At 59.1% G+C, this 24002-nt stretch carries 17 protein-coding genes and 2 pseudogenes; 13 read left to right on the plus strand and 6 right to left on the minus strand.

Going from position 1 to position 24002, the window contains the following annotated elements; genetic code table 11:
• Nucleotides 1-98 precede the first annotated feature (98 nt).
• Nucleotides 99-1607: an ATPase domain-containing protein gene (locus J5278_RS25220; RefSeq protein ID WP_209185746.1), complete on the plus strand. Its 1509-nt coding sequence runs from the start codon at nt 99-101 to the stop codon at nt 1605-1607.
• Nucleotides 1608-1788: 181 nt separating this feature from the next.
• A complete protein-coding gene (locus J5278_RS25225) occupies nt 1789-3639 on the plus strand; it encodes a hybrid sensor histidine kinase/response regulator (protein WP_247749269.1) in 1851 nt (616 codons plus the stop codon).
• Nucleotides 3640-3799: 160 nt separating this feature from the next.
• On the opposite strand, the gene J5278_RS25230 is transcribed toward J5278_RS25225, so the two are convergent.
• Nucleotides 3800-4393 carry a TetR/AcrR family transcriptional regulator gene (locus J5278_RS25230; protein WP_142831054.1) on the minus strand — a complete coding sequence of 198 codons (594 nt, stop codon included), beginning with the start codon at nt 4391-4393 and terminating at the stop codon, nt 3800-3802.
• A 163-nt stretch (nt 4394-4556) separates the two neighbouring features.
• Here J5278_RS25230 and J5278_RS25235 point away from each other — a divergent pair, with 163 nt between their 5' ends.
• The 9 genes and pseudogenes from J5278_RS25235 to J5278_RS25275 all read left to right on the plus strand — a co-directional run bounded on the left by J5278_RS25235 (nt 4557) and on the right by J5278_RS25275 (nt 19031).
• A complete protein-coding gene (locus J5278_RS25235) occupies nt 4557-5033 on the plus strand; it encodes a (2Fe-2S)-binding protein (protein ID WP_209185745.1) in 477 nt (158 codons plus the stop codon).
• Nucleotides 5030-6010, plus strand: a complete 981-nt coding sequence (locus J5278_RS25240; protein WP_209185744.1) for a xanthine dehydrogenase family protein subunit M — start codon at nt 5030-5032, stop codon at nt 6008-6010. Before J5278_RS25235 ends, J5278_RS25240 begins: the two co-directional genes overlap by 4 nt.
• Nucleotides 6007-8292 (plus strand): xanthine dehydrogenase family protein molybdopterin-binding subunit, encoded by a 2286-nt coding sequence (locus tag J5278_RS25245; RefSeq protein WP_209187673.1) that lies wholly within the window; start codon nt 6007-6009, stop codon nt 8290-8292. Before J5278_RS25240 ends, J5278_RS25245 begins: the two co-directional genes overlap by 4 nt.
• Nucleotides 8293-8414: 122 nt before the next feature.
• The gene (locus J5278_RS25250; RefSeq protein WP_307877471.1) at nt 8415-9293 is read left to right on the plus strand and encodes an XdhC family protein; all 879 of its coding nucleotides are present in this window, start codon (nt 8415-8417) and stop codon (nt 9291-9293) included.
• Between the two features lie 397 nt (nt 9294-9690).
• A complete protein-coding gene (locus tag J5278_RS25255) occupies nt 9691-10425 on the plus strand; it encodes a DUF6883 domain-containing protein (protein ID WP_219258790.1) in 735 nt (244 codons plus the stop codon).
• Between the two features lie 666 nt (nt 10426-11091).
• Complete coding sequence (locus tag J5278_RS25260) at nt 11092-12264, plus strand: glycosyltransferase (protein WP_209185741.1); 1173 nt, start codon at nt 11092-11094, stop codon at nt 12262-12264.
• Between the two features lie 163 nt (nt 12265-12427).
• Nucleotides 12428-13471 (plus strand): annotated as a pseudogene (locus J5278_RS25265) (glycosyltransferase); the annotation flags it as partial.
• A 77-nt stretch (nt 13472-13548) separates the two neighbouring features.
• On the plus strand, nt 13549-16779 hold the full coding sequence (locus J5278_RS25270) for a glycosyltransferase (RefSeq protein WP_257623442.1): 3231 nt from the start codon (nt 13549-13551) through the stop codon (nt 16777-16779).
• A complete protein-coding gene (locus J5278_RS25275; RefSeq protein WP_209229416.1) occupies nt 16776-19031 on the plus strand; it encodes a glycosyltransferase family 4 protein in 2256 nt (751 codons plus the stop codon). The genes J5278_RS25270 and J5278_RS25275 overlap by 4 nt, the downstream gene beginning before the upstream one ends.
• A gap of 171 nt (nt 19032-19202) precedes the next feature.
• Here J5278_RS25275 and J5278_RS25280 read toward each other — a convergent pair whose 3' ends face one another.
• The 4 genes from J5278_RS25280 to J5278_RS25295 all read right to left on the minus strand — a co-directional run bounded on the left by J5278_RS25280 (nt 19203) and on the right by J5278_RS25295 (nt 22083).
• Nucleotides 19203-19700 (minus strand): ferritin-like domain-containing protein, encoded by a 498-nt coding sequence (locus J5278_RS25280; protein ID WP_209185738.1) that lies wholly within the window; start codon nt 19698-19700, stop codon nt 19203-19205.
• A 272-nt stretch (nt 19701-19972) separates the two neighbouring features.
• Complete coding sequence (locus tag J5278_RS25285; protein ID WP_209185737.1) at nt 19973-20329, minus strand: hypothetical protein; 357 nt, start codon at nt 20327-20329, stop codon at nt 19973-19975.
• 17 nt (nt 20330-20346) lie between these two features.
• Nucleotides 20347-21165, minus strand: a complete 819-nt coding sequence (locus tag J5278_RS25290; RefSeq protein ID WP_209185736.1) for a Ku protein — start codon at nt 21163-21165, stop codon at nt 20347-20349.
• A gap of 12 nt (nt 21166-21177) precedes the next feature.
• On the minus strand, nt 21178-22083 hold the full coding sequence (locus tag J5278_RS25295; RefSeq protein ID WP_219258793.1) for a Ku protein: 906 nt from the start codon (nt 22081-22083) through the stop codon (nt 21178-21180).
• Nucleotides 22084-22462: 379 nt separating this feature from the next.
• Between J5278_RS25295 and J5278_RS31715 the strand changes: the two are divergent.
• Nucleotides 22463-22572 (plus strand): annotated as a pseudogene (locus J5278_RS31715) (exodeoxyribonuclease III); the annotation flags it as partial.
• Nucleotides 22573-22646: 74 nt separating this feature from the next.
• Entirely contained in the window at nt 22647-23204 is a 558-nt protein-coding gene (locus J5278_RS25300) for a dienelactone hydrolase family protein (RefSeq protein ID WP_307877483.1), read from the plus strand.
• 45 nt (nt 23205-23249) lie between these two features.
• Here J5278_RS25300 and J5278_RS25305 read toward each other — a convergent pair whose 3' ends face one another.
• Complete coding sequence (locus tag J5278_RS25305; protein WP_219258801.1) at nt 23250-23954, minus strand: SOS response-associated peptidase; 705 nt, start codon at nt 23952-23954, stop codon at nt 23250-23252.
• Between the last annotated feature and the right edge of the window lie 48 nt (nt 23955-24002).

Below are 24002 nucleotides of genomic sequence, written 5' to 3' on the forward strand. Positions count from 1 at the left end.
TTTGTTGTCAATTCTTGCGGCAAGTAGCGATCTGAAGTTGACCTGATTGATATTTTTATTTGATGACATATTTTATACACGCAAACGTAGGAGCTGACATGGCCGTAGGGCTTGAAACCAACGCCCTGACAGGCGTGGCCGGATTGGACGATATACTTTCAGGAGGACTTTCACGCGATCATGTGTTTCTGCTGGAAGGAAATCCCGGCACAGGCAAGACGACAATCGCACTGCAATTTCTTCTCGAAGGCGCCAAACTTGGAGAAAAGTGTCTCTACATCACACTCTCCGAAACGGATTCAGAACTGCGGGCGAGCGCCGCCTCGCACGGGATGATTATAGATGATACCATTGAGCTCTTCGAGCTCGTCCCGCCGGAAAGCCTGCTCGATCCGGATCAGCAGCAGAGCCTTTTGTATTCTTCGGATCTCGAACTCGGTGAAACGACTAAGCTGATCTTTGACGCTTTCGAGCGTATCAAGCCGAGCAGAGTTGTCCTTGATAGCCTTTCCGAAATCAGGCTTCTGGCGCAGAGTTCGCTTCGCTATCGTCGTCAGATCCTGGCTCTCAAGCACTTCTTTGCCCGGCAGGGTGCAACGGTACTGCTGCTCGATGACATGACGACCGAGATGATGGATAAAACTGTCCACAGTGTTGTCCACGGGGTCATCCACCTCGAGGAACTAGCTCCAGATTATGGCTCCGAGCGCCGGCGGCTGCGGATCATCAAATACCGCGGACGGGCATTCCGCGGCGGATATCATGACCTCGCCATCAAGACAGGTGGGGTAGAGGTGTTTCCGCGATTGCGTGCCGCCGAGCATCGGACTAATTTCGTTCGTAATATTTTGCCGACCGGCAATGCCGAGTTCGACAGCCTGCTTGGTGGTGGGATCGAACGCGGATCGAGCACGCTCCTCATTGGCCCTGCCGGCACTGGCAAGAGCACGTTTACCTTCGAGTTCGTCAAGGCCGCCGTCGCCCGCGGTGAAAAGGCTGCGGTTTTCATCTTCGACGAGGAGCTTGGCCTACTGTTCGCACGCATGAAAGCGATGGGCTTGGATCTCGAGGCGCTGAGCGATCAAGGCTTTGTTCACATAGAGCAATTGGACGCCGCTGAGCTGTCGCCGGGGGAGTTTACTCGTCGGGTTATGGACCGGGTCACAGAAGCCAATGCAAAGACTGTGATCATCGACAGCATCAACGGCTACCAGTCTGCGATGCCCGATGAAAATGCCCTCATCCTTCATTTGCACGAGCTTCTGCAGTACTTGAACAGACAGGGAGCCAATACGTTCATCACGGTTGCCCAGCACGGACTTTTCGGCGACATGAAATCTCCGGTGGATGTCACCTATCTGGCCGATACCGTCATACTGTTGCGTTATTTCGAGGCTGCCGGGCGCGTCCGCCGCGCGGTCTCCGTGATCAAGAAACGGGCCGGTAGGCATGAGGACACGATCCGTGAATATCGGATCGACGATACAGGTCTGAGCCTCGGTGCGCCGCTCTCCGGGTTCCAGGGTGTGTTGCGCGGCGTGCCAGTCCTCACCGATGTTTCCGAGCCTCTCATGGTCATGACCACCGGAGGGCTGGGCAATTCCTGATCGTTTTGCAGACGCGATCATACTTGCCCCTGGCGGGCGGGATGCAGATGTGGCCTCTTCGCTCCTTTCTGCCGCAAAGATTGTGTGCCGGTCCGCTGGAGACCTTCATTCGTTCGTTGCAGCCCTTAGCGACCACGTTGCCTTTGGAGTGCTGACAGAGGAGACCGTACGATCAAGCGACTTGAAGCCGCTCGCCAGCTGGATCGCAGGCCAGCCGAGCTGGTCGGACATGCCGTTCATAGTGTTGACGCAGAGAGGCGGCGGTCCGGAAAAAAATCCGGCTGCGGCGCGGCTTTCGGAAATTCTCGGCAATGTAACCTTTCTGGAAAGGCCGTTTCACGCCACCACCTTTATCAGCGTGGCGCGCACTGCCATGAAGGGCCGGCAAAGGCAATACGAAGCGCGTGCGCGCCTCTACGACCTTGCAGATGGCGAACGACGTTTGCAGGCCGCGCTCGAAGCAGGGCGGTTGGGCTCTTGGGAACTGGAACTCAAGGCAAACCGGCTCATGACTTCTGCATTATTCCGCACAATTTTTGGACAGCCGAAAGACGGCGCGCTTTCTTACGAACAATTGCTGGCGACTATCCACGGGGACGACCTGCCGCGACTGAAACGTGCAATATCTCTGACAGTGGAGACTGGCAGGGATTGCGAGATCGACTTCCGCTGCATCTGGCCCGATGCCACCCAGCACTGGGTCGATGTGCGCGCGCAGCTTTACCGGGACCGGAACGGTGGCGCGCAGAAACTCGTAGGCATTGCGTCCGATATTACCAAACGCCGCGCGGCAGAGGATACGCTGAAGAGCGTCAACGATCTGCTGGAAGAGCGCGTATCTCTGCGAACAGCCGAGTTGAAAGCAGCCAATGCGGGGTTGATCGAAGAGGTGGCCCAACGGGAGAGGGCGGAAGAGCAACTCAGGCAGGCCCAGAAGATGGAGGTCATCGGCCAGCTCACCGGCGGTGTCGCCCACGACTTCAACAACCTCTTGATGGCCGTGCTTGGAAACCTTGATCTCCTTCGCAAGCATTTCCAGCACGATCCGAAGGCATCTCGGCTGATTGACGGTGCTGTCCAGGGCGCAAAGCGTGGCGCGGCGCTGACGCAACGCTTGCTTGCCTTTGCGCGGCGTCAGGATCTGAGCGCTGAACCGACGGACCTCGGCAAGCTGGTAACGGGAATGGAGGATCTGCTCAAGCGATCGGTCGGGACGACGATAGCAATCGAGGTCCTGTTGGAAGACAATCTGATGCCTGCAATGATTGATTCAAACCAGGTCGAACTCGCACTCCTCAATCTCGTAGTCAACGCGCGGGACGCGATGCCCTCCGGCGGAGTAATCAAGGTCCGCGTTCGCGGCGAAGAAATACGAGAAGTTTCCAAGGATCTCACGTCAGGGCGCTACCTCGTTTTATCGGTAGAAGACACCGGAACCGGAATGAGCGAACAGACGCTGATGAAGGCAGTCGATCCGTTCTTTTCTACAAAGGAAGTTGGAAAGGGAACAGGCCTTGGCTTGTCGATGGTCCACGGGCTTGCTCTGCAGCTGAAGGGAAGCCTGCGTCTCACCAGTGCTGTCGGTCACGGTACTTTTGCGGAGCTGTGGCTCCCCGAAACTTTCCGGCCGATATCCATTGATGACGCTCTCGAGCCGGGTGGCATTGGCGTCACTCGGGCGATACGGATCCTGATGGTGGACGATGATGCTCTTATCGCCATGGCCTCGGTGGACATGCTTGAAGATCTCGGTCACGAAGTCGTGGAAGCAAATTCTGGTGCTGATGCCCTGAAGTATCTGGAATCAGGCAACACGTTCGACCTAATGATCACCGATTATTCCATGCCTGGTATGACCGGTGCTGAGCTGGCCAAGGCGGTACGGGAAAAGGTGCCGGGGATGCCAATTCTCATAGCAACTGGATACGCCGACCTCCCAGCTGGTAGCGGGATGGATCTTCCGCGCCTCGGCAAGCCTTACACTCAGGCACAGCTCGCGGCGGAAATCGGAAAGGTGTTGCATCGCGGCTGACCGACGCTGTAGCGAGACATTAAGCCGTTTACAGGAGATGACCCTATCAACGTGAGGGAATAGAAGCGTCGATCATGGGTATCGGCATCGGGATCCCTCGCCGATTTACAGCATGTGAGCGTGACAGGCGGATAGGGAAACAGCGGCACTGGACGATTTTTTACCTGTTGCACCGCAGGCCATCCATTAACAGACCGATTAGTCGATGGGACCGATCACGCCAATCAGGTGCGTCGGGGATGGAGTAAATGCTTGAGAGAGCATGCAAAAGGTCCGTCGTGTCAATATCACTGCGCACCGCCCGCGATTGGGCTGCACTCTTCAAGAGATCGTCTAATGCAGATCTCAGAACACCAGAGCCTTCGGCAAACAGCGCCGAGTTCGAGGTCATCAATATCCGCAAGCTGTTGGCCATGCCGCGTTTTGTAGCGATATAGCCCACGAACCTGCGCATCCATTCCTCAAGCGCCGCATCGGGTGCATGGGTTTTTGCCAAGCCGCCGGCAGCAGCAGCCAACATTTCCAATTCGCGTCGGTAAACAACCTCCACCAAGTGCTCACGGGTCGGAAAATGTCGATACAATGTACCGATCCCGACGCTGGCCCGGCGAGCGATGTCCTCAAGTGAGGTCTCGACACCATTCTCGGCGAACGCGTCCGCTGCAACCTCGATCAGCCGCTCCTTGTTCCGGCGCGCGTCTGCCCGCAACGGAGGTTCGCTGGTCGGCTCTTTTTTTGGCTCGGCCGAGGCCAAAGGCTACTCCATCATTTTGCACTTGACGATGACCAGGAAGTCCCTAGATTAAACGGAGGCGCCTCCATTTTAAACGTCTCTTCCACTTGTAATGCACGCCGGCCTGTCTGTCAGGTCGAAAGTTCTATCGATTGCTTCACCACGACGACAGTGAGAACCCATCATGGCCGGAACGCTTCAAATTTCATTGGACATCAACGGACAATCACGCGAACTCTCCATAGAGCCGCGCGTCACTTTGCTCGACGCGCTTCGCGACCATCTCTGCCTGACAGGCACCAAGAAGGGCTGCGACCAGGGGCAGTGCGGTGCTTGCACGGTTCATGTGGACGGCCAAAGGGTGCTCTCCTGTCTGACGCTCGCCGCCCAGGTGGAAGGTCGGCAGATTTCGACGATCGAGGGGCTGGCTGGGAAAAATGGTGAACTTCACCCAGTTCAGGCAGCTTTCGTGGATCAGGATGCGTTTCAATGCGGATACTGTACCCCCGGCCAGATCATGTCGGCTGTCGCCTGCATCCGCGAAGGTCGCGCCAGATCCGACGCCGAGATCCGAGAATACATGTCCGGCAATCTCTGTCGATGCGGTGCCTACAATAGCATCGTCGCCGCCGTGCGCAAAGCAGCGGAGACTGGCGCATGAGAGACTTTTCCTACGTACGTGCGACCTCCATCGACGAGGCGCAACAGGAAGTCCAAAGCGGTGCGGTCTTCCTTGCAGGGGGCACCACGCTTCTGGACCTCGCCAAGTGCGGCGTGGCCGAGCCGGCGCGCGTGGTCGACATCACGCACCTTGCTGGGCTGGACGGGATCGACGCCGATGACACGGGTGTCAGCATCGGCGCTCTTGCCAGGATGGCGGCCGTCGCAGACCATCCCCATATCCTTTCCCATTTTCCGGCCGTGGCACAGTCTCTCTCGCTTGCCGCCTCCGCACAGCTCAGAAACATGGCGACGATCGGCGGCAATCTTCTTCAGCGGACCCGCTGTTCATACTTCCGAGAGCCGGGCGCCTTTACCGCGTGCAACAAGCGGAATCCCGGGTCAGGCTGCTCGGCCATCGGCGGCGTGACCCGCAACCACGCGGTGCTCGGCACGAGCCCAAATTGCATTGCCAGCTATCCGGGCGATCTGGCAATCGCCCTCGTTGCCTTCGACGCCGAGATCAAGATCGGCGAGCGAAGCGTGGCGATAGACGAATTCTTTCTGCTGCCAGGCTCGACGCCGCAAAGGGAGACTTTGCTGGAAACCGGCGAGATGATTACGGCCGTGACGATCCCCGCCTCTCCGGCAGCACGAAATTCGACCTATCTGAAAGTCCGCGATCGCCAATCTTACGAGTTTGCCGCATCGAGCGCGGCCGTCGGTATCGAACTGGAAGCGGACGGCAAGACGGTGCGCGATATTCGTATCGCGCTCGGCGGTGTTGCAACAAGGCCCTGGCGCGCACGCGCGATAGAGGCCGCACTCATCGGCAAGGTTCTCGATGTTGCATCCGTGGAAGCCGCCAGCCGGCTTACAATGGAGAATGCGCTTCCGCACGGCGGCAATCAGTACAAGATCAAACTCGCGCCGCGTGTGGTCGCGCGCGCCATTCTGACCGTGGGAGGTCTTCTATGACGATAATGGAACCCCGCAAGCATGGCGATGCTTCCGACGGCATGATCGGCGGACGGCATTCGCGTTTCGAGGGCACGGTGAAGGTTACCGGAGCCGCCACCTACGCGCTTGAATATCCGTTTGAAAATCTAGCGCATGCAGTACTACTGCAGAGCACAATTCCGGCGGGTCGGGTCCTTGCGGTTGACACTGCACAGGCGAAGGCGATGCCTGGCGTTCTGCTGGTTCTCACGCCTGAGGATGATTTTGGACTGAAGGTCGCCTCCGACTGGTACGGGAATCGCCCGGAAAACCAGAACTACAATCCCCTGCCACGCCAAGTTCGCTTCAATGGCGAGACCATCTGCGCTGTTGTGGCAGAGACGCGGGAGCAAGCGTCGGAGGCAGTCAAGCTGATACGGGTTACCTACGAAGAAACGCCCGCAGTGATGGGCCTCGACGACCCCAATGCCGGTCAGGGCAAAGTCATGGATAATCTGACGTCCAAGTGGGGAGACGCAGAGTCGGCGTTCGCCAGCGCACAGGTCAAGATCGACGTCGTGTACCGAACGCCACGGGAATTCCACGTTGCCATGGAGCCGCATGGGCTGACGGCGAAATGGGACGGCAATACGCTGACTGTGTGGGAGCCAAGCCAGTGGGCCCAGGGAATGGCGCGCAGCTATGCCGAGTGGTTCGGCTTGCCGCTTGAAGACGTCCGGATCATATCCCCATTCATTGGCGGCGGGTTCGGCTCGAAAGGTGCAGCGCTTGCCTACGGTGCTGTTGCGGCTGTCGCAGCAAGAAAACTCGGCCGTCCGGTAAAGCTCGCGGTGACCCGACCGCAGAACTTCACAAGCTACGGTGGACGGGCGGCGACGCGCCAGCAGATTTCGCTAGGAGCGACCAGCGACGGGCTGCTGCAAGCGATCATCCATCGCGGTGCGAGCGAAACGTCAGTTTATGTCGACTATCCCGAGCAGACGGGCGCAGCAACGGCAGTGCTTTACAAGGTGGAAAACTTCAGCTCCGAACATCGGGTAGTCCCCGTCAACACTGTGACGCCCGGCGCGCTCCGCGGCCCAGGCAAGAACCCCAGCGCATACGGCATCGAATGCGCCATGGAGGAACTTGCCTATGAGATCGGTATGGATCCGCTCGAACTGCGCCTTAAGAACTATGCCGACCACGATTACCAGTCCGGAAAACCCTGGTCGACGCGTCGCCTGCGAGAGGCCCTGACGGAGGGCGCGGACGCTTTCGGCTGGTCGGGACGCAGCCATCAGCCTCGGTCCATGCGGGAGGGCAGGACATTGGTCGGCTGGGGAATCGGGTGCGGCACGTTTCCTGTTATCCGGGCGCCAAGCTCGGCGATGATACGGATCCTTGGCAACGGCCGCGTGGAGGTGATCAGTAGCGCCATCGATATGGGGCAGGGAACCTATACGATCCTTGCCCAGACAGCGTCCGAGGCGCTGGGCGTTCCCGTCAGCCAGATCGATGTCCTGCTTGGCGATTCGCGGATGCCGGGATCGGCGATTGCCGGCGGATCGATGCTTGCTGGGTCGATCACTGGTGCCGTCCACAAAGCAGCGATCGCTGCGCGTGACGAGCTCATCGAACTTGCACTCAATGACGCCAATTCACCCCTTCGCGATACCGGCGCAAACACGTTGACGCTCATCAACGGACGGCTCGGCTCCGCGCGAGGCGGCGAATACACGCTTTCGGAATTAATGTCGGCCCTTGGAAAAGAACATTTGGAAGTTCTCCGCAACACGCTCGATGACGCCACACAATCGGCCGCCGACCACAAGCGAGCATGGACGACAATGGCCGGCGTCCAAGGGCCGACCATGGGCGACCATTCCATGCACAGTTGGTGCGCGCATTTTGTCGAGGTGAAAATCGACGAGGATTTCGGCACGGTTCGCGTTTCTCGCATCGTATCGGCCTTCGATTGCGGTCGTCTCTACAATCCACGACTTGTGGAGAGCCAATGGCGCGGCGGGATCATCATGGGCATCGGCCAAGCTTTGCTCGAAGAGGGCCTTGTCGATCGGCGCAACGGCAGGCTCGTCAACAATAATGTTGCCGATTACCTCGTGCCGACCAATTCGGATGTCCCGGATATCCAAGTGATCTCTGTCGGTGTCCCCGATCTGGATGCGTCCGCGTTGGGAGGAAAGGGGGTCGGTGAAGTTGGTATCGTCGGCGTGGCGCCCGCGATTGCAAATGCTGTCTTCCACGCGACGGGAAAACGAGTTCGTGATCTCCCCATCACCTTGGAAAAGTTGCTCTAGCTTCATATTGTCAGTCCAAGCGATGCCGGACGCAAATCCAGCGGTTGCTCAATTCGATGAAAGGTCTGCAGATGTTGAGCTCATGCAGCGTCACTGCGCCAATCGTGCCTAAAAAGGCTCTTATGACCGATGACGCCATAAAAATAATGGAGTTTGCTGCTCAATCCCTCGATGCTGGACACGAAGTGGCCCTTGCAACGCTTGTTGATATTCGCGGAGGATCCGCGCACCCGCTCGGATCCCACATGGCGATCCGCGATGACGGCTTTTATTGCGGTTGCGTGTCCGGCGGATGTACGGAGGCGGCGGTTGCATCGGAGGCGATGGAGGCGATTTCGAGAGGTTGCGATCGCAACCTTCTGCTGGGGGAAGGATCGCCGTTTTTCGATATCGTCCTTCCCTGCGGTGGCGGCATTACGGTTGCAATCCATGTCCTTCGTGAGAGCGTGGCCTTATGGTCCATTCTCGCCAGGCTTGGAAAGCGGCTAACGGCAAGCCTCTGCTATCAACCTGACACCCAGCGGCTGATTGCGACAGAGACGTTCGAGCCGACAGGCTGGAGGGGACAGACGTTCATCACGCACCATCGCCCGCGTGTCCGGGTAGTTCTCGCCGGCCGGTCGGTCGAGGCCGATGTCACCGCCAGAGTCGCTACGGCTGCAGGGTATGACGTCTATTGCTACGACGGTAGCGGGCCGGCGCTTTCACCAGAAATTATCGATGCCGACACGGCTGTATCGCTCCTCTATCACGATATCGAGTTTGAAATCCCGGTCTTCGAGGCGGTGCTGCGTTCTAGGTCGTTCTACGTCGGTGCGCTCGGGAGTGCGCGCACACATGCCAGACGTGTTCAACGGCTGGAAGAACTCGGGTATAGCCGCGGCGAGATTGCCCGGATCAAATCTCCGATAGGCCTTTTTAATAAGGCCAGAGATTCACAGTCTCTGGCGCTCTCGGTTTTGGCCGATATTGCCGCACGGCGGCTCTTGGAGGAGCAATGAAGCCCTCTAGGCTGATCGAAAGTCACTTAATCGTTAAAGTAGTCGTGCCACCTTACATGTTCGCCGCGTAGGGTTGTTGTGATAGCGCAATAGCTGGACGCTTGCTGAACGGATTGGTACCTCGACTGCTCCATGGCCTCGGGAAGGGGAACGCCACGATTGGCCGCCTCGGTCAGATAACCCGATCGCAAGCAATGCGCCGAAAACTCCCCAGCCTCCAGCCCAGCCAGCGCGGCCCGGTGCTTGACGATATCATTGACGGCCTTCGGATCGAGGGCACAACGGGAGACAGCCCCACCGAGCACTGGTCTCGGCCGCAAACGACACCGACGATCTCAAGAACGCCACGCCAGCCAAGCCATCAGCGGTTCTGAACGGCCTGAAGGACGCTATCGGCGTGGTCGAGCAGGGCCAGGTGAACGCCACAGGTCTCGAAAACGCGCTGACCGGTTCGGAACCGACCTATCTCCAACTTCTCCAAAGTCTCACCGACGCCATCTCGACGACGGCGGGCACCAACGGGTCTGCGCTCCGGCAGTTTGCAATTCAAAACGCCGCACTCGTCGACGGACTGATGGCAAATACGGCCTTCACGCAATCGGTCGGCAAGCTCATCCAGGTTGAACACATGATCGCGGTCGGAGGCGCCGCAGCGCTTCCGGTGGCGCAAGATCTCGCCGCCATGTGCAGCTTGGGAGTTCAGGCCTGTGCCGCACAGGCTAATGTAATCTTCCAAGACATCGTCGCCTCAATTCCTGAGCTTGGCGGCACTGGCGTCGGACTCGCCGGCATCAGCGCGCTTGATAAGGAAGCTGTCGATCAAGCGTTGACGAAGGCTGCTGCAGAAAATATCGCCGTCGATGTTGGCTTCGACACCTTAAATCTTGAGAGCTACCTGCTCGATTCGACTCGTCCGCAAAACCAGAGCAAGGCAAACTGGTTCAGTCAGACCCTAGGGTTTGATCAAAGCAATTGGCAAGACTTGGCTTCCCAGCTGCGTTTCGATACTGCAACGGCGGTGGCCACCAAAACTACCCCGTACGGCCAGACATTCGAGCAAACCATACCGATTACCGGCGCCAACGGGAAACTGATCAACACCAGAATTGTCTTCATGAAAGTATACGCTTGAACCAGAGGTAGGCAGGTAATTTGCCCGCGACTTTGGGCTCGTACTTGCGGCCAGGAATGCGCTCGTAGGCCTGTTGCCGTAGGTGAAGAATTTTATGACCGCGTTGTCGTCGATGGCCAGTCCATCCGTTGTAACGCTCGAAGACGAATGATCAGGAGCGCGTTGTCGGATGCTTGCGACGGCTTAACGCAGACATCAACATCCGCCGGTGCTTGGTCGCTCGGATTGTTTGTCTTTTCACGGTTGAAAACTTTGGGAAAGATTACTGACATGCCTATCCACCTCGATGAATGATCCATCTCGAGTTAACAACGATCTGAACGCGGGGTTCCGAGATCGACAGATTTTATGCTTGTGGAGAACTGCAACGCAGGGGGTCGCTTATCTTCGTGTCTTACGTGACGATCGTCGGGAGTAGGAGATATGGTGGCTGTAATAAACCTTAATTCCATTATTCAGTAGATAATTGCTCAACAGATAATGTCCCGGAACTAATCATTCTAAAAGTTGTTTTGAGAGCAACACAGCGATGAGGGCCAGCAATTGTGGAATGCGTCCGGGTGCTTCGGTCGCGGCTGATGTCTCGGCACTGTAGGATCGTTCGGTCGTATTGCTGGCGTGGCTGCGGCGTTGCCCTCTCCAATCCAATGAAGGAACGGCCAAAATATGAGGCCAAGACGTCTGGTTGTTATAAGTGACTTTCAAAGTGGTGAATATCTCGATGAATCGGTTGTGCCGGTTTCAGAGTTCTACCAGCAATGGATCTCGGGCAGTCGTGGGAAGAGCCCAAGAGGCACCGGTCGGCCGGATCACGTCGAGGTAAAGGGTGGCTATATCGAGAGGTTGCCGCTCGCTGCCCTGCACAGCGGCCTTGTGGACTGCGCGGAGATCTGGACCCACTGGCGCGGAGAGACGCCGCCTCTTGATCGGGAGGACGCCGACAGCCCCTGGCTTACCCGCCGGTCCTTTCGGCTGGATGGGCCGGATGCGCCTTTCGCCTCGAACGACATGCTTGCCCACATAAAAGCCTTTGGACCGCCGGACATCCTTTGCGTCTGGGGGCTTGGGGTTAGCGAAGACATTCTTCTCGCCTGCCGCGACAGTTTCAAGATCTACAATTCCATCGATGCGCCGGCGCTTCGCATCCCATTTGAGGTCAGTCGCCATTTCGATCTCGTGCTGACCGGCGCCGAATGGCAGTCCGAGGCAGTGCTGGCCCGCCATCCGGAAATGCAGACAGCAATCATGCCGGTCGGCCCCGAATTCGCATCCGATCTGACGTTTCGGCCGCTACCCCTACCAAAGGTCTACGACGTCATTTATGTCGCGGCAGCACAGGCTTACAAGCGTCACGACATCTTGTTCGATGCGCTGGAGAAGATGCCGCGCAGCATCCGGACGCTGTGCGTCTTCGGCTACGGAGAGCTTGCGGACGACCTGCGCCACCGAGCCGACACATCGGGTCTGAACGTCGATTTCGTCGGGCCACCCGGTGTGGACTTTGAGGAGGTCAATCGGCTGATGAACCAGTCCCGCATAGGTGTCGTGTGCGGCATCGATGACGGAGCGCCCGCCATCCTCACGGAATATATGCTGGCCGGCATCCCGGTGCTTGCCAACGATGCGCTAAGCTGCGGACTGCAATACATCACCGATCTGACGGGGGCGACAGCCAGCGGCGACCGATTTCACGAGGGCATTTCAGATATGCTGGCACGCCTGGATACCTTCACTCCGCGCGAGATCGTTCAGGCAAACTGGACATGGCCTCACACCATCAGGAGGCTCGCGCCATTGCTGCAGAATTTCGACAGGGCGGCTTTCCAACGTTGGAACTAAGGGATTACTAGCTGGTTGCAGGTTTCACTACTTGAAGAGGAACCCCATGAACCTGCTGCATCCCCTACCGCGCACCTCGGAATCCCGCATTCTCGACAAGGCCCCCCTTGTCTGTTTCTCTCACCTCCGGTGGGATTTCGTGCTGCAGAGACCGCAGCATCTGATGCAGCGATTTTCACAGCAGCGCCAAGTCTTCTTCTTCGAGGAATACATCCCGACCGACCATCACCTTGCCTATATCGAGATCCATCCGTTTGCCGGCACGACCGTCAAAGCGGTCCGTCCGAGGATCCCCCATTGGTGGACCGAGGCGGATCGGCAGGAAGCGCTTGGCAACCTGCTGGACGAACTGCTCGAGCTGCATGGTGGGGTGAAACCCATCCTCTGGTACTACACGCCGATGATGTACGCCTTTTCCGCGCACATCGACGCTGCGGCGGTGGTTTACGATTGCATGGACGAACTTGCTAATTTCAAGTTCGCACCCATGCAGTTGAAAGACGCCGAGAGGGCGCTGATGGCGCGTGCGGATGCCGTGTTCACTGGCGGCTTGAGCCTTTATGAGGCAAAGCGAGACAAGCATGACAACATCCACGCCTTTCCCTCCAGTGTCGATATCGAGCATTTCCGCGCCACGCGCGACGGCATGACGGAACCGGCGGATCAGGCCGCAATCTCGGGGCCGAAGCTCGGCTATTACGGGGTGATTGACGAAAGGCTTGATCTGAGCCTCATTGCTGCTGTCTCCAGGGCACGACCGGATCTCTCGCTCATCTTTCTCGGTCCTGTCGTCAAGATCTCTGATGAAGAACTGCCGCGCGCGGCCAATATCCACTATCTCGGTCTCAAGTCCTATGCCGACCTGCCGGCCTATCTTTCCGGCTGGGACGTCGCTCTCATGCCGTTCGCGCTGAACGAGGCGACACGCTTCATCAGTCCGACAAAGACGCCGGAATATCTCGCAGCAGGACGACCGGTGGTCAGCACCTGGGTAACAGATGTTGCACGTGCCTATGGCAACCTCGAGGGAGTTTTTCTCGCCACGGGCGCGAAAGAGTTCGCTGACGCCTGCGACAGGGCGATTGCGCTGGCCGGCGAGGGCAGCGACTGGCTCGGCGACGTGGATGCGATGCTGGTCCGCTCCTCCTGGGACAAGACCTTCGATCTCATGTCGGAAATCGTGGCTCAATCGATCTACTCTAGCGCCAGGCGGCAGGTCCACCCGTTGACGCATCATCCCCTCGCAGATGAGCTCGGCGCGACAGCCGCGGTCGGGGGCAAGTAATGCCCCGCATTCTGCTGGCAACCGACAGTCTCGATCCGTCGGGAATGGGAGAGCACATGCTTGCCCTTGGTCGTGCCCTGGACAAGCAATGGGACGTGACCCTGGCGCTCTTGTCGGGAGAACGAAGCCCGTTTCTCACCCGCGCCCTGCGGCACGGTCTGAGCGTAAAACGCCTCAGCTCGAAAGATGATTTTGCAACTTGGCTGGGCGGAAAGCCCTTTGATCTCCTGCATGTGCACGCTGGCATCGGTTGGGAGGGGCATTGGCTTACCGCTGCGGGAATAGAGCGCGGCATCCCCGTCATCCGTACCGAGCATCTTCCTTACCTCCTCACCGATGTTGAACAAGTCGACGAATACCGCCGACAGATCGAAGCCATCGGCCACCACATCGTCGTCTCAGACGCCTCCCGGGAGAGCTTTGTCGGTCACATCGCTGGCGACAGGCTGAGCGTCGTCAGGAACGGCATATACCCGCTTCAGCCGCGGGAATCGGCAACCGACGTCAAATCAGAGATGGATCTGGATGGCCGCACTGTTCTCCTCACGGTGGCGCGGTTTTCGACCCAGAAGGATCACGCGACGCTGTTGCGCGCCTTGCCGGACGTTATCGCCGCCCATCCGTCGGCCACGCTGCTTCTCGTCGGCTCCGGCGATGAGCAGGAAGCCAGTGAGGCGCTTGTCTCGATGCTTGGGATTTCCGGCCATGTACGCTTCCTCGGCCAGAGACAGGATGTCGCCGACATCGTGAATATCGCCGATCTTTTCGTCCTTCCATCGCGCTTCGAAGGCCTGCCGCTGGCGGTTCTCGAAGCCATGTCGCTCGGCATCCCCGTCGCAGCCACACGCGTCGGCGGCACCGTAGAAGCACTCGGCGAGCATCACGAACTCTTCGCCACGGCGGGTGACCCCATATCCCTCGCGGCGGTCATTAAAGCGGCGCTTTCCGACCCCGACCGGGCAGCACGCACGGGCGGAGCGGGCCGCGCACGCTTCGCGACCAACTTTTCCGCGGCCCGGATGGGAGCGGAAACGGCCGCAATCTACGACCGCGTTCTGCAGGAACCTGCAATAGCTAAGCAAAAGGATACAGCCATGAAAAAGACGCGTCTCGCCTTCATCGGCGTCGGAGGCATTGCGCAACGGCATCTGGACATTCTCGCCACTTTCGAAGACGTTGAACTGGTGGGCTTTGCCGATCCCGACCTCGAACGCGCCGACCGTGCCGCCATGCGCTTCGGTACACGGTCTTTCCGGCACCACAAGGACATGCTCGACGAGCAGCGCCCCGACGCGGTCTATGTCTGCGTACCGCCTTTTGCGCACGGCGAACCCGAGCATGACCTGATCGCGCGGGGCATTCCCTTCTTCGTCGAAAAACCTGTGTCGCTCGACCTTGAGACGGCAGAGGCGATTTCGGCAGCAGTGGCGGCAAAGGGCATCATCACAGCGGTCGGCTACCACTGGCGCTATCTTGACACCGTTGACGAGGCGCGGACGTTGCTTGAACACAACCCCGCGCAGCTGCTGTCCGGTTACTGGCTCGATTCCACGCCGCCGCCGCAATGGTGGTGGAAGCAGGACAAGTCCGGCGGACAGATCGTCGAGCAAACAACCCATCTCCTCGACCTCATCCGCTTCCTGATCGGCGACGTCAGAGAGGTCTACGGCCGCGTCGGACACACCGACAGGGCCGAATTTCCGGGCCTCGACGTGCCGACGGTGACAACGGCAAGTCTGACCTTCGAGAGCGGCGTGATCGCCAACATCGCCTCGACGTGCTTGCTCGGCTGGAACCACCGTGTCGGCCTGCACATCTTTGCCGACCGGCTCGCCATCGAATTGACCGACCGCGACATCATGGTCGACACCGGGCGAGGACGGCCGACCCGCGGCGCCGACGGCGACCCGGTCTGGCGCGAGGACCGCGATTTCATCGATGCTGTCAGCGGCGGTGAAAACCGCATCCGTTGCCCCTATGGCGATGCCGTGGCGACGCACCGTCTGGCACTCGCCGTCATGGCATCTGCCGAGAGCGGCGAACCCGTCCGTCTCGACATGCCGGAGACCACGCGGCCGGCGCCGGCGCCCCTGCAGTTCCAGCCGCGTCCGGAAGCGCATCACGGAATGCCGCCCGGCCACCGCAAGATCCGCTCGCTCGGCGTCGAGGGACCAGGGCGGCCCTATTTCTTCGAATACGAGGAGGGGCCACCGTCCGATGGCCAGGTGAGGCTGGAGACACTTTTCACGGGCCTGTCCGCAGGGACGGAGCTTACCTTCCTCAAGAACACCAACCCCTATTTTCGGTCGCGCTTCGACAGCGATCGTGGCGTGTTTGTCGGCAACGAAGCAGATCTCCACTATCCGGTACCGTTCCTCGGCTACATGGAAGTCGCGCGGGTATCCGAATCACGCGCGACGGGTTTTGCCAAGGGCGCCATCGTCGCCTCCGCCTATGCCCACAAGACCGGCCACACGGCCAACCCCTATCACGACGTGCTGATCCCAATGCCTGACGGCATCGATCCTCTCCTTGGCATTCTCGTCGCCCAGATGGGTCCGATCGCCGCCAACGGCATTCTGCACGCCGACGCATTGGCCTATGGCGCCCATGTCCCGGCGCTCGGGGCAGGCATTAAGGACCGGCCGGTTCTCGTCATCGGTGCCGGCACCGTCGGGTTGATGACGGCCCTCTTTGCGCAAGCGCTCGGGGCGTCCGACGTCGTTATCGCCGATCCCTCCGATTTTCGCCGAAGCAAAGCGGAGGCGATGGGCCTGACGGCGATGACCGAGGACCAGGCCTGGAACCACGCGAAAGCCCGCTGGCATGATGGAACCATGGGGCGCGGTGCTGATATCGTCTTTCAGACGCGTGCCCACTCGGACAGTTTGCACACGGCCCTGAAGGCGCTGCGTCCGCAGGGTACTGTCATCGACCTTGCCTTCTACCAGGGCGGTGCGGATGCTCTGCGGCTCGGCGAGGAGTTCCACCACAACGGCCTCAACATCGTCTGCGCGCAGATCAACCGCGTGCCGCGCGGCCTTGCCCCCTTGTGGGACAGACGCCGGCTCGCTCTGGCAACGATCGACCTGCTGAAGGCGAGGGGCGGCGACATCCGTGAGCATATGATCACCCATGTCATCCCTCTGGACGACGCACCGGGCTTTCTGACCGACCTTGTCGAGAACAGGCCAGACTTCCTGCAGGTCGTCTTTCAGGTGGCCCAATGAGTGCGGGCGCCCCCCCAACCAGGATCCTGTTCGTCTTCGCCTGGCTCGTCGTCGGCGGAGAGGAGACGGAAGTGCGTCTCCTTGCCGAGCACCTTGATCGGCGCCGCTATCGCATCGACGTGGTCGCCTGCTTCCGCAAGGAGGGGATGCCAGAGCAGACCCATGACCAGCTGCGCGCCCTCGGTGTAGACGTCGACACCGCGCCTTACCAATTGTCGTTCGATGATACGGTCGGCTACCTCGCCGACAAGGCAGCGGGCTACGACATCGTCGTCTCCTGTCAGAATGTCGCGGACATCTATCCGGCGCTCGAGCGGATGCACCTGCGACCGTTGCTGATCGAACATGGCGGCCTGGTATCGGAGGCGCTGGCCGGACCGAAACACCTGACGAGCCGCTATGTCGGCGTGTGCCGGTCGATCCGAGACGCCGCAGCGTCGAGCATGCCGGGGCGTGAGCAGCACGCCATCGAGATCCCTTCGATGGTGGATCTGACGGCGTTCGAGACGACCCGTCGCGCTCACTTGCGCGCCGGCCTCGGGATTACGGACAGCCAGACGCTGACCGGCTGGGTCGGGCGCCTGGACCCAAAGAAAAATGTCGCCGATTTCATCGAGGCCGCGGCACTGGTCTCGGCCGAAGATTTGAGCGCCCGCTTCGTCATCGTCGGCGGGCCCGATGCGTTCATGCCGGACTATGCCGATGATCTCCGCAACCTGGCGCTTGAGCGCGGTCTCGGCGGCAAGCTCGTTTTTCTCGGCGACCGCAAGGATATCGCCGAGCTACTGTCGGCATTCGATATCTTTGTCTGGCTGTCCAAGGGCGAGGGCATGCCGCATGTGATCGCGGAAGCCGGTGCTGCTTCGCTGCCTGTCATTGCGACACCCGACAACGGCGCGCTGCAGCAGATCGATGATGGTATATCCGGCCTTTTCGTACCCTACGGCGATCCCGCCTCCGTGGCCAGAAAGATCGCCGAGCTGATCGCCAATCCCCAAATCCGCCGCCAGCTCGGCTCGGCTCTTCGCCGTAAAGTCGAGGACACCTACTCCGTCGCAAAGGTACTCCCGCAGTGGGAGCAACTTTTTGCGGAAGTGCGTGCCGAGCGCAGGCCAGCGGAACCCACGAGCCTCTTTAAATCCTTCCTGCAGGGCGGGTTTGAGTGCTCCACTCACAGATTGCGGCCGCGCGGAGGCGAGGTTTCAGGCCGGCGGCTAGACGTGATCCAGTCAATCGGACACGACCGATATGCGGAACAGGATTACCAGCAGCTGGCCGGCTTCGGGATCCGTACCGTGCGAGACGGCTTTCGCTGGCATCTCATCGACCGTCACGGCCGTTACGATTGGTCAAGCATTCGGCCGATGCTCAAGGCGGCGGCGACAACAAAGACCCAGGTGATCTGGGACCTGCTCCATTACGGCCTGCCGGACGACGTCAACATCTGGTCACCAGCATTCGTAGACCGCTTCGCACGTTTTTCTCGGGAATGCGCGCGCATCGTTCGAGAGGAAACCGACGAAATACCATTTTACTGCCCAGTCAACGAAATCTCGTTTTTTGCGTGGGCCGGGGGTGACGCCGGATACCTTAATCCATTTGGCAATGGTCGAGGGTTCGAGTTGAAAGTACAGCTCGCGCGCGCCGCTATCGCGGCCATGGATGCCATCCTCTCAGTAGATCCTCGAGCACGCTTCGTCCACTGTGATCCGATCATCAACGTCGTCACCGACCCATCGCGCCCTTGGGAAGCCGGTGTGGCGGGCGGTCACCACCAATCACAATTCCAAGGCTGGGACCTGATCTCGGGCCGCATGTGGCCACAGATCGGCGGAACAGAACGCTATCTCGATATCATCGGCGTAAATTATTATTTCAACAACCAGTGGATCCACGGCGGTCTGCCGATTGATCACGGCCATCCTCTTTACAAGCCCCTCAGCAAGCTTTTGGCGGAAACCTACGCCCGCTACGGGCGACCCATCCTGATAGCGGAAACCGGGATCGAGGATGACCGGCGCGCATCGTGGTTCCAGTATGTGTCCGACGAGGGCCAACGCGCACGCCAGTTGGGCGTTCCTCTGGAAGGTCTTTGTCTCTACCCTATTGTCGATCACCCCGGGTGGGACGACGAACGACCCTGCAAGAACGGTCTCCTGTCGTCGAACGTCACGCCGACAGGTCGTGAGGTACATCAACCGCTGTCGGATGAATTGACAGCGTCACAGAAACGAATTGCGACAAGCTCTTGATGATCAGCTCGCACGCTTCGCCCAGAACGCGCCCCGGGTCGCGGAGAATTCCGCGACCCGAGATAGTTCTATGTTTGCCTGGCTGTATGATGGCGGACCGATACGCAGCTATCCGCATTCGTTCCAATCCGCCGAACTTGGCAGTGGCAGTTGATCACCTTCCTACAAAAGTCAGGCTTCGGCTTTCTGGTTCACGACCTTAGTCGCGATCGAGGTCAGAGCGATGTCTGTCGCCTGCTCCTCATCGAGCGTCGTCTGGAGCAATTTCGCCGCGTCCTTCATACCGAGTTCAAGCGCCCAGGTGCGCAGCGTGCCGTAACGCGACATTTCATAATGTTCCACAGCCTGCGCCGCGGCGAGCAAGCCTGCATCCAGTGCCGGAGAGCCTTCGTATTCTTCCATGATCTCGGCACCTTCCTCGGTGATGCCCATCATCGCATCGCATGTCTTTTGCTCCGGCTTCTTGCCGATAATCTTAAAGACTTCCTCAAGGCGCTCGACGTGGACTTTGGTTTCAGCGAGGTGTTTGGTGAAAGCGTCCTTGAGCTGTTTGCTTTTGGCGGCGTCATGCATCTTGGGGAGGGTCTCGACGATCTTGTTCTCGGCGAAATATACGTCCTTCAGTGTGTCGTGAAAGAGAACGTCTAGGGTCTTTGCTGCTTTGGCCATGGTCGGGCTCCTAATACATGGGGTTGTTTCGCCACTGCGGGGTCGCCGGGCGGCTGAGAGGTGCGATTGGATCGGGCGAATATGATACTGTTATCGATGATCTGGTGGCGACTATGCCGGACGTTGTGATCGCAATCACAGGTCCGTGATATTTGAACTTGCGGGAGAGTGGGATGTTCCGCACTGAGCGGAACCTCGAACCATTTTTCTCAGGCGTGAACAAGAAAGGCGGATGCCATCACTCATATGCCAGCCAGTTCGTACCGAGATGATCAAACCGGATTGGCGGTAAATTGGGGCAAAAGGTGGCGCGATCCCGAAGTGAGATTGCGAGCCACACGTCCCGATGCCTGGCGAATGGGTTCCGAAGCCAACCACAGATCGACATCTTCTTCCTGCACCCAAATCCGATTGTGTGAAAAGTCTTTGCGAGCAAGGTGTTGTTCAGCAATGGCGAGATACAGTCCGGCGTGGCTTGTCAGGTTTTCGACTGTCGCATCGAACAGGTGGGTTACCGCCTCCAGAGCTTCACGTGTTACGACGACAACCCAAAAAAGCTCGCCATCGGTCGCGAGAAGATGACCGTTCTCGCCGACGACGATCGGTTGGTGGCTCAATTCCAGGGTCATCTCGCTTCTCCTTTACGTTAGGCGCGGCGGCCGCTATCGGCGTTGGCCTTGATGCTGTTTCTCAGGGCGTCCATGATGTTGATGACATTGCCGGAAGGGGCAGGGGTCGCCACAGCAGGCTTCGCCTTCACGGTCTTTTTCAACGCCTTCTTCTTGAGCGCGATCAACTCCAAAAGTTTGCCCTGCACAGGATCGACGACCATCTTCGGGTCCCATGGTCTGGTCTGCTGCTTGATAAATTGCTGGACGAGCGGCATCATCTCGGGATCGGCGACCTCTTCCCCGACGCTCACGAAATAGAGGTCTTCGTCACGGATTTCGTCTCCGTAGCGTAGCGTCCAAAGCACGATGCCCTTGCCACGGGGCTCGAGCATGACCGTCATCTCCCTGCGAGAGATCACCAGCTTTGAAATTCCAACCATCTTCTGCGCCGCCATGGCGTCCCTAATCACCGAGAAAGCTTCCTGGCCGACCGGGTCTTCCACCGAAAGGTAGTAGGGCGTCTCCAGCCACACCCACTGGATCGTGTCTCGCTGCGCAAAAACCTTGATGTCGATTGTCTTGGTGCTCTCAAGGGCGACGGCGTCGAGTTCGTCTTCCTCGAGCATGACGTATTCGTTCTCGCCGCGCTCGTATCCCTTCACCTCGTCGCCATCGGCTACTTCCTTGCCCGTGACTGCGTCGACATAGTGGCTGACGACCCGGTTCTGGGTTGTCCTCGACAGGGTATGGAACTTAACCTTCTCACTCTCGGTCGTCGCGGGCATCATCTGCACGGGGCAGGTGACCAGGCTGAGCTTGAGATAGCCTTTCCAGTAAGGATGTATCGATGCCATGGCGGTCTCCTATCAGCCGGCGCGACGTTGTGAGGCGGAAGCAGCTTTGGCTTTCGGTGCGGTGGCACGGGTAGCCGTCTTTGGGCGCTTGATGCCGGCATTGCCGTTCGCGGCGGTCCGCTTCGGCGCGTTCCCGGCGGCTGCCAGCATACCAGCGCTCTCGCGCAGCGCTTGGAGGAGATCGGTCGGCTCAGATACCTTGACCGCTTTCGGTTTCGGTAGCGTGCGGCCCTCCATCTTGGCCTTTACGAGTTCGGCGAGCGCGCTCTCGTAGCGATCGTCAGCTTCGCTGACGTCAAACGTTCCCTTTTTGGTGCCGATGATGTGGGAGGCTAACTCCAGCATCTCTCCCTTAATCTCCAGCTCAGGCATGTCCTCGAAGGCTTCCTTTGATGAGCGTACTTCGTAATCGAAGTTCAGCGTGGTCGCGATCAGTCCTTTGCCGTGCGCGCGGATAAGGACTGTGCGCATCCGGCGGAAGAGGACAGTCTGCGCGATTGCGGCGACCTTGGCCTCTTTCATGCCGTCGCGCAGCAGGACGAACGCGTCCGCTCCCATCTTGTCGGGGGCGAGATAGTAAGGCTTGTCGAAATAGACGTCGTCGATCTCCTGGCATGGGATGAACGAGGTAATCTTCAGCGTCTTGTCGCTCTCGGGGACAGCAGCGGCCACTTCCTCGGGCTCAAGCACTATGTACTGACCGTTATCGATTTCGTAGCCTTTGACCTGGTCGTCGCGCTCTACGGTTTGGCCAGTCTCGCTGTCGATGAACTCGCGCCGAACGCGGTTGCCCGTCTTCCTGTTCAACGTATTGAAGGCGATCCGGTCGGAAGCAGAGGCGGCGGTATAAAGCACCACCCCGCAAGCGACTTCGCCGAATTTGAGAAAGCCCTTCCAGTTGGCTCTAGGTGCTGCCATGACGCGATACTCCAACTCACAACTTCCGCGAGTCAATCGAATCCGGGATGATTCGTTCCGCGTCAAAACGAATCAATTTCAGCGATTTGCAGCATGTCCAGCGAAGAATTTAACGTCCACAACTTAGACCCATGAATCCAATGCATCTTTTCGGCTCGACGTGCGTTTGCCTCGACTACAACCACAGTGGAGTCCCTCATGCTCAAAGCGCGATTTGATCAAAGCCGAAGCCGACAAGCGAAACGTCTGCTGCGATAAAGGCCGTCGGTTCAAGGAAAGCCCTCGGCGTCGGCCAGTCATTGTGTGCAGACGGGTGGCACAAGGCAAAGCGGGACGCCCAACTCGGACAGGGAGACTAAGGTGACCATAAAGTCAGCAAGTGAAAATCGCGACTTACAACTTGAACGGCGTCAACGGTCGACCCGACGTTCTCCTCGATGGCTGGAGACGACGTCGCCCGATGTCGTTTGCCTGCAGGACCCCAAGGCGTCGATAGGCTGACGTAGAAGATGAGCGTCTCATTAGCGTCATCCCAGCAGCGGCTCGTCATCCTCCTGCATGGGATGGCTGGAAGCGGTTCCTCCATTATGCCCATTGCGGGCCCGTGGCGACGGACATTGCCGAATACGCGGTTCGCCGCTCCCGACGCTCCCTTTCCTGGGGCACAGGGTGGACATCAGTGGTTTCGAGTGGATGGACAGGAGTTGCGCCCCGATCATGTCGATTTCGTCCGTGAGGCTTTCGACGAGCTGATCTCGGAAGTGGTAACACGCGAAGGCTTCGAACGCGCGCTTGACCGCGTCGCCTTCGTGAGCGTCTCGCAGGGGTCCCTTATGGCCCTAGACGCGGTGGCCTCCGGCAGGTGGCAGATCGGAGCGCTCGTGTCCTTTGCGGGGTTACTACCACTTCGTCCGGCGGTGATGTCGAATCGTATGCCTATCCTTCTGATCCACGGACAAGACGATTCCAGCATACCAGTCCAGGCCTCGAAGGCGGCCGCCGGGCAGTTGCGGACTGCTGGCTTCGACGTGGAACTTGAAGTTCTGCCAGGGGTTGGCCACACGATAACCCCTGAGGGTGCGGAGATAGCCCTTGCCTTCCTAAGGAAGCAGTTCGCTTAGGACCATCGACCGCGTCCCAGCTCGTCTTATCTCCTGTCTTCATTTTCAAGCGAACAGGTCTGCTGTCTTAGGTGGCCGTCCTCCAAGGCCTCCCACGGCTGTGTACGGCGGCAAGACCATCATGCTTTCCTCGGGGAGGGGCCGCTGGAGCTTCTTCGCCTCCCACCACGGCGCGGTCAGCCAGAGTTCGCACTCTTCTCGCGTCGTCAGCATGACTGGCATTGCCTTCGGATGTATCGGCTTAACGAGCGCATTCGGTCTGGTCGTCAGGAATGCGTAGATGTCATGCTCGCCGTGCCGGGGCGCCTTGATCGGCCCTCTGGCACCCTTCCATCGCGTGTGAATGCCAGCTAACGCAAAGACGGGTTGATCCTCGTTGACGACGAACCAGCGCAGCGACTTCTTGCCCGTGGTCGGATCGGCAACCTGTTCATATTCTGAGAACGCCGTCGCCGGAACCAGGCAGCGGTTGCCTATGCCCAGCCACTGCTGCCAATGCGGTATCCATGTCTTGCGAATATTGGTCACGCCTCTGTCGGGTTTGTCCTCACGATGGATCTCCGGCGTCGGCATGCCCCATGTGCTCATGGCCAGCTCGCGCTCGCCACTGGCGTCGAGGCGGACGATTGGGCCAGGACGGTCGGGGTGTATGTTTAGCGACGGCTCGAGGTTGCCCGCACGGAAGTGGGTAATCGAGATGAGGTCGCGGATGGCCGCCTGGTTGGTGGTAAGGTTGTAGAGGTTACACATCGCGCCATTCTCCCGTTCCCTTCGGAGATAGCTCCGGACGGCCATTGA

This window comes from Rhizobium sp. B21/90, assembly GCF_019355815.1.
GTDB lineage: Bacteria > Pseudomonadota > Alphaproteobacteria > Rhizobiales > Rhizobiaceae > Rhizobium > Rhizobium rhododendri.